This window comes from Roseovarius amoyensis (genome assembly GCF_003260265.1).
In the GTDB taxonomy this organism is placed as follows: domain Bacteria; phylum Pseudomonadota; class Alphaproteobacteria; order Rhodobacterales; family Rhodobacteraceae; genus Roseovarius; species Roseovarius amoyensis.
This window is the reverse complement of sequence record NZ_QITQ01000022.1, coordinates 40,776-46,775: the sequence shown is the minus strand read 5'-3', so window position 1 is coordinate 46,775 and position 6,000 is coordinate 40,776. Positions and strand designations below refer to the sequence as shown.

6 protein-coding genes and 1 pseudogene are annotated in these 6,000 nt (G+C 57.1%); 4 read left to right on the top strand and 3 right to left on the bottom strand.

From position 1 onward, the window contains the following. Positions 1-54 precede the first annotated feature (54 nt). The gene (locus DL899_RS15580) at positions 55-1,833 is read right to left on the bottom strand and encodes a TM0106 family RecB-like putative nuclease (RefSeq protein ID WP_111735287.1); all 1,779 of its coding nucleotides are present in this window, start codon (positions 1,831-1,833) and stop codon (positions 55-57) included. A 245-nt stretch (positions 1,834-2,078) separates the two neighbouring features. Here DL899_RS15580 and DL899_RS15575 point away from each other — a divergent pair, with 245 nt between their 5' ends. The 3 genes from DL899_RS15575 (at position 2,079) to DL899_RS15565 (ending at position 3,711) form a co-directional block, all read left to right on the top strand. Beyond that, positions 2,079-2,597 (top strand): antirestriction protein ArdA, encoded by a 519-nt coding sequence (locus DL899_RS15575; protein ID WP_111735292.1) that lies wholly within the window; start codon positions 2,079-2,081, stop codon positions 2,595-2,597. Between the two features lies 1 nt (position 2,598). Then, positions 2,599-2,892 (top strand): hypothetical protein, encoded by a 294-nt coding sequence (locus DL899_RS15570; RefSeq protein ID WP_111735286.1) that lies wholly within the window; start codon positions 2,599-2,601, stop codon positions 2,890-2,892. Between the two features lie 111 nt (positions 2,893-3,003). Further along, positions 3,004-3,711, top strand: a complete 708-nt coding sequence (locus tag DL899_RS15565) for an IS6 family transposase (RefSeq protein WP_111735285.1) — start codon at positions 3,004-3,006, stop codon at positions 3,709-3,711. A 72-nt stretch (positions 3,712-3,783) separates the two neighbouring features. Here DL899_RS15565 and DL899_RS20110 read toward each other — a convergent pair. After that, positions 3,784-3,984: pseudogene (locus DL899_RS20110) on the bottom strand (DUF2924 domain-containing protein); the annotation flags it as partial. Then, entirely contained in the window at positions 3,981-4,295 is a 315-nt protein-coding gene (locus DL899_RS15555) for a DUF3489 domain-containing protein (RefSeq protein ID WP_111735284.1), read from the bottom strand. The gene DL899_RS15555 and the pseudogene DL899_RS20110, both read right to left, overlap by 4 nt. A gap of 256 nt (positions 4,296-4,551) precedes the next feature. Here DL899_RS15555 and DL899_RS15550 point away from each other — a divergent pair, with 256 nt between their 5' ends. After that, complete coding sequence (locus tag DL899_RS15550) at positions 4,552-5,994, top strand: DUF6880 family protein (RefSeq protein ID WP_111735283.1); 1,443 nt, start codon at positions 4,552-4,554, stop codon at positions 5,992-5,994. The last annotated feature ends 6 nt before the right edge of the window (positions 5,995-6,000 follow it).

Below are 6,000 nucleotides of genomic sequence, written 5' to 3'. Positions count from 1 at the left end.
AAGAAACTGACAATCCGACAGCGCCGCTTGCAACATCAAAAACAGGCGGCATAATCAATCACACAAACGTGCCAGAGCCTCCAATCCGCAAACCGCTCTGATGTCCCATTTTATATGACGACGGACAGCTAGCAGCCATCGCGCCTGCTGTTCCGGTGCTCGCTCCTCAATATCGACAGGAACATCGTCTGTCAGGCGCTCGATGAGGTCGAGGATGGCAAGCTGGCGCTCGCTGAGTTCTTCTTGCTCCTGATCGTCTTTCAGAGGCGGGCGCGGCACCTCTATGCTCTGGTCGATCAGGCCTTGCCGTTGCGCCTCTAACCAGTTTTGCAGTGCGGCGGTGGAAGCGCAGTCATCGCGATTATAGCCTTGTACGGTGGCTTTATCGTCATCGCTGATGGAGTCGATGTCGCCGAGTTCCAATCCGGCTTGCAAACTTTTGAGAGCAAGGTTGGCGGCAGACAGCTCAGTTTGTCGTTCAAAGCCGTAAATGGGTTCCAGCTTCTTGATGGAGTAGCTTTCCACGCCTGCACGCAGGGCATTGCGAACAACAGCAAGCAAATCGACAAAGAGTTCTATGCGCAAGAAATTGTCGATTTCGTTCTCACGACTGGCATAGCGCCCCATCAAACGCTTGAGCGCAGCAGTTTCGTACGGTGCAAAGTGGTAGATATGGAGATCGGGATAGGTTTTGCGTCGTTCCACTACGAAATCGATGAAACGTTCGAATATTGCCTTCTCCTCATCTCGGTCAAAGGCCCAGTCAGCTGTATAGTTCCAGTTCCCGTCCGCGTCGCGGTATGTGTAGCCGAACAAATACTCGATGCCCTGTTCCCCGACGAATGCATCACTCTCAATGTCAAAGAAGATGTCGCCTTCGGACGGCTCGGGGAGGACGCAGAGGCCTGTTTCAGAGATGACTGGCAGAAGTTCAAATTTCAGCTCACCTGCATTTCGTGACTCGATCTGGATACGCGCTTGCTCACGGATTTTCTCAAATGATTGTGCTGACCCACGCTGGGGTTTCCATGGCAGGGGCGCGGGCATTGAAGCGAGTGCAGAGGCACTGGTAATTCCATTCTCTTGAAGCTCGGTTGTCTGGTTTTTGCTGATATTGGCCACAAGACACAGATGATCATCTTCGCGGCGCTTCGCTTCGCAGCGTTCGCGCCACCGACAAATATCGCAGTGTTCTTTTGGTTCAGGATAATGTGCAGGAGGCGCATCCTCCAACGTAGCCTTTTCGATGGCCGATTTCGCCTTCCGAAAATAGGCTGCATAGTCAGCATATCGAAATTGCTGCGGTTCAAAGTTCGACCATGGCGCGACGACATAGATAAACTCAGGGGCAATTCCCTGCGCCTGATTGAGAAGATCGGCATAAAGGCACAGCTGAAGAACGGACCCCGCCTTGGTCTCGCGTGCGAGCTTGGTGTCGATGATCTCATAAGACCACGTCCCGAGATCACTAGGTCTTTCAACACGTCGAAGGATGTCGGCACGACCTGACCAGCGATTGTAGCGGAGCGCCGCCTGGATGATCACGTCCGCGCCTTGTGCCATCGCATCATTAGTTTGGGCGACGGCGTCATCCGTGATGTCCACGCCGTCGATTGTTATGCTGGACAGTCCTTGATCTGAGAGATGCTGCACGAATTCCTGTTCGTGGCGATGTCCACGCTCACGCAGTATCTCCAGCAAGGGGTCCCAAACTTGGGGCTTCTGAAGTGTGCCGGAAGCGACGTTGAGATCGAGTTCTGTGAGATGATTGCAATTCAAGTGACCAACAAGATCAGAGGCACTTAATTGTATGACATCAATAATTTTTTTCATGAATGGATACTATCAGCAGCCATGAACGACGTCCAACCCATACTACCTAAATCTTAGGGCTTCGCCCTCGGCGCGCTTCAGGCAAAACAGATCGAACAGATTATGATCGTTGTCGGCTCCCCCTTAAGGTCTCCCCCAACAACGACAGAATCTTTCGCCGATTTTTCCTTCCGCTTGCACACCCACTGTTCGCCACGAGGCAGGGGTTGCAGGAGCAACCCCAACCCTTACGGAAGGAGAAGAAAATGAAACAATCACAAGGAGATATTCAAATCTATGTTGCCTGTCTGGCAGCATACAATAACGGCATTCTGCACGGGTGCTGGATCGACGCGGAACAGGACGCCTACGACATCTATGCAGACATCCGTGCGATGCTGGCGGCCTCACCCATCGAAGAGGCCGAAGAGTGGGCAATCCATGATCATGAAGGCTTCGAAGGTGCGGACGTGTCCGAGTACATGGGTATCGATGAGGTCGCCGAGTTGGCGGCGTTCATAGGAGAGCACGGCGAGATCGGCGGCAAGCTGGTGGGGCATTTCGGCGATCTGGGCGAGGCGCGGAAGGCCATCGAGGACGCCTATGCAGGCGAGTATCGTTCCCTAGCTGACTTCGCCGAGGAACTGACCGAGGAGTCGAGCCAAGTCCCTAAAAACCTGCGCTTCTATATCGACTACGAACGCATGGCGCGGGACATGGAAATCTGTGACGTGTTCATTATCCAGACAGGCTTCGAGCAAGTCCACGTATTCTGGAGCCACTGATATGAGCACGGAGACACACAGATTCACATGGGAAGGCATCGAGATCGAGTTGACCTATGTGCCAGAAGCATATGGCGGAGCTATCGCCCATCTGGAGGTGCGCACCATCAACCCCGAGCGCGCACCGCTTCCGATCACCGAGACAGGCTACCGTTCCCACTATCATCCTGTGGGAACGGTCGAAGCAGGAGAAGGCACCCTGATCGAGCAGGTCACGGCATGGCTGGACGAGGAAGCCAAGTCCAAGACGTGGAAGAAGCACGTCAAAGACAGCCGCCAGTATTCTCTGTTCTGAGTGTTAGTAATCGAATATAGTCTCTGGCTATTGTTTATGTGAGAACTATATTTCGGGTAGTGTCAAGTAAACTGGCTTGAGCGGGTCCAGGTTGCGACGTAGCTTGTCGCCATGACAAAGCGCAGCCCATTCCGTTGTTTCAGAACGAGCCCTGAAATCATCCGCCTGGCGGTGATGCTGTACATCCGATTTCCGCTGTCGTTGCGGAACGTGGAGGACTTGCTGCACGAACGCGGTATCGATGTCAGCCACGAGTCCGTGCGGTTCTGGTGGCAACGCTTTGGTCCGAAATTCGCCTCCGAAATCCGCAAGAAGCGCGTTGAACGGATGCGGGCATGGCCACAATGGCGCTGGCACCTGGACGAGGTTTTCGTGAAGATCAACGGCGAGCGACATTACCTTTGGCGGGCAGTCGATCACGAGGGGGAGGTGCTCGAAAGCTACGTGACGAAGACACGAGACAAGCGTGCGGCCCTTAATTTCTTGAAGAAAGCGATGCGGCGTTACGGAAATCCGGAGAAGATCGTCACCGACAAACTACGCTCCTACGGGGCCGCGCTGAAGGAAATCGGGACGGCCAATCGGCAAGAAACCGGCCGCTGGCTGAACAACAGGGCAGAGAATTCTCACTTGCCGTTCCGAAGGCGTGAGCGGGCGATGCAGCGATTTCGGCGGATGCGAAGTCTGCAGAAATTCGCATCCGTCCACGCTTCTATCTTCAACCATTTCAACCAGGAACGCAGCCTCTCCAGCCGGGACATTTTCAAGCGAAACCGCGCCGTCGCTCTCGCCGAGTGGCGCCAACTCGGCGCGGCATGAAAGGCAGCCAACCTGCCCTTGGCGAGACCAGTTAGAATCTGTCTGACAGCTCCCCGGGCTGCGCTTCGGCGCATCCTCGCCCGCCGCGCGCTGTAGCTTCGCCGCGAACCCCTTGGGCAGCCCGCCCATTGACCGGGCCTGCATCTCGAACGCAAGTGCGCGCCGCAGGACCGGCTGGCTGAGGCTCCTCGGCGGCGGGGCGCCAAAATGACCCTGCCAGAGCGCGGTGAGCCCCGCGCGGTCCATCGTCTCGATCTCGATCACCGAGATCATTGGCCAGCCTCCGCCGGGGCGCAGATGCGATAGACTGACAGGCCCGCATCGCCCTTGTGACGCGCAACCTCATGGCCCGCCTTGCGCAGGCGGCTGAGCGCGGCCCGCACCGTGTGCGCCTGCCAGCCGGTGGCCGCGCAGAGATCGTCAAGGCTGGCCCCGCCGGGGCGGGCGAGAAGTTGGCGCATGAGCGCGGCCTTGGTTTTGCGCGGCGTGTCCTTCCTTGCCCCGGAGGCCGGCTGTTTGCGCGCCGCGCCCGTGGTCTTGTTCCTGGGCATATTCGGCTTGGTGCTGGTCCTGGAATTGGTCATGTTGATCTCCCGGTCAGGCAGGCCGGCCCGATGCCGGCCCCGCTACCGGGAAGAGCCCGAACCATGCGTCGGGCGCAGGCACAGCAACGCTCGAACGGGCAGGCAAGTCCAGTTTGAATAGCGGACCATCGCGAAATAGCGACCCGGAATGGGCCAGAAGCTCACGACCCACCATCGACGACATACCTGATTGCGGTCAGGAGTCTTGTCGGGCATCGTCCCAGGGACTGCCTCGAATCCAACCCGAAGTTAAATCATGTCGAAAAAGGCCCTCAACAAAGCCAACCTCGAAAAACTCGGGGCAAAAAAGCTCGCGGCACTGGTGATGGATCTGGTGCAGGGGAACGCTGCCCTGCAGCGCCGTGCGAGGATGGAACTCAGTGCCGCACAAGGCCCAAAGGACGTGGCTGCCGATCTGCGCAAACGGTTTGCCTCGCTGCGCCGGTCAACCGGCTTCGTCGACTGGCGCAAACAAAGGGCGCTCGTCAAGGATCTCGATGGTTTGCTGGCCATGATCGAGACCTCAATTGCTCCGCACGATGCCAATGAAGCCTTCGAACTGCTTTGGTCATTCCTGCAACTGGTCCCTTCGATCCATGAGCGCACGGATGACAGCAACGGCGCGGTCGGCGATACGATGCGCGACGCCGTTGACCTGATCGCGAAGGTCTCGCCCGCAATCTCCGTAAATAGTACCGCCCTTGCGGAGCGCATTCTCGAGGCCGTCGCTGACGCCGGGTACGGTGAGTTCGACGGGATCATTCCAGCGACCGCAGACGCGCTCGACGAGGAAGGCCTGGAACATCTCAAGAAGATCACGATCGCTTGGGCAGAAGCGCCGCCAACCGAACAGGAATTGAAGGAATATCGAAGCTATGGCCTCTCGTCCTCGGCTGAGGAAAGCGTTCAACGCAACAAGCAAATTACGAAATCTGTCATCCTGGCGGATATCGCTGACGCACAAGGCGATGTCGACGCGTATATGGCGCGGTACTCTGCCGAACAGCTCACTTATGGCACCATCGCACCCGACGTCGCGCGCAGATTGCTGGATGCGGGACGGGTTGAAGAGGCCTTTGACATCATCACCAACGCTCGCGCTGCCGAAAGCGAAAAAACCTTCAGGGTGTTCCATTCTGAACTCGACGATATCTATGAAGAATGCCTCGAAAAACAGGGCAAGGCGGAGGACCTCAAGACCCACTTGTGGCGCCGCTTCGAGCAAACCCTCAGCGCATCCAGCCTTCGGAAATACCTGAAACTGCTGCCGGACTTCGACGACATCGAAGCCGAAGAGACGGCCCTGGACTTCGCAGGAACCTATACTCACCTCGGCGTCGCAATCAGTTTCCTCGTTGACTGGCCGGCTCACGAACGCGCCGCCCGCGTCGTGATGGCTCGGGCGGACGAGTTGGATGGAAATTCCTATCACACGCTCACGACCGCCGCCGACATGCTTGAGGCGGAACACCCGCTCGCGGCGACATTGATGCGCCGTGCAATGATTGAGGACAGCCTCAATGGGGCAAAATCGAAACGATATCGTCACGCGGCTCGCCACCTCGCCGAGTGCCAGTCATGCGATGCAGCGATTGACGACTACGGCCACTTCCCGACCCACACGCAGTTCGTTGAAGCCCTCAAAGAGAAACACCCGCGAAAGCATGGCTTCTGGCGCCTGGTTGAATCAGATGTCTGATCAATC

What these genes read in the sequence shown, in the direction of transcription:
- DL899_RS15565 (WP_111735285.1), top strand. Translation starts at nt 3,004, where the DNA reads ATGACAAAGCGCAGCCCATTCCGTTGTTTCAGAACGAGCCCTGAAATC.
- DL899_RS15570 (WP_111735286.1), top strand. Translation starts at nt 2,599, where the DNA reads ATGAGCACGGAGACACACAGATTCACATGGGAAGGCATCGAGATCGAG.
- DL899_RS15550 (WP_111735283.1), top strand. Translation starts at nt 4,552, where the DNA reads ATGTCGAAAAAGGCCCTCAACAAAGCCAACCTCGAAAAACTCGGGGCA.
- DL899_RS15580 (WP_111735287.1), bottom strand. Translation starts at nt 1,833, where the DNA reads ATGAAAAAAATTATTGATGTCATACAATTAAGTGCCTCTGATCTTGTT.
- DL899_RS15575 (WP_111735292.1), top strand. Translation starts at nt 2,079, where the DNA reads ATGAAACAATCACAAGGAGATATTCAAATCTATGTTGCCTGTCTGGCA.
- DL899_RS15555 (WP_111735284.1), bottom strand. Translation starts at nt 4,295, where the DNA reads ATGACCAATTCCAGGACCAGCACCAAGCCGAATATGCCCAGGAACAAG.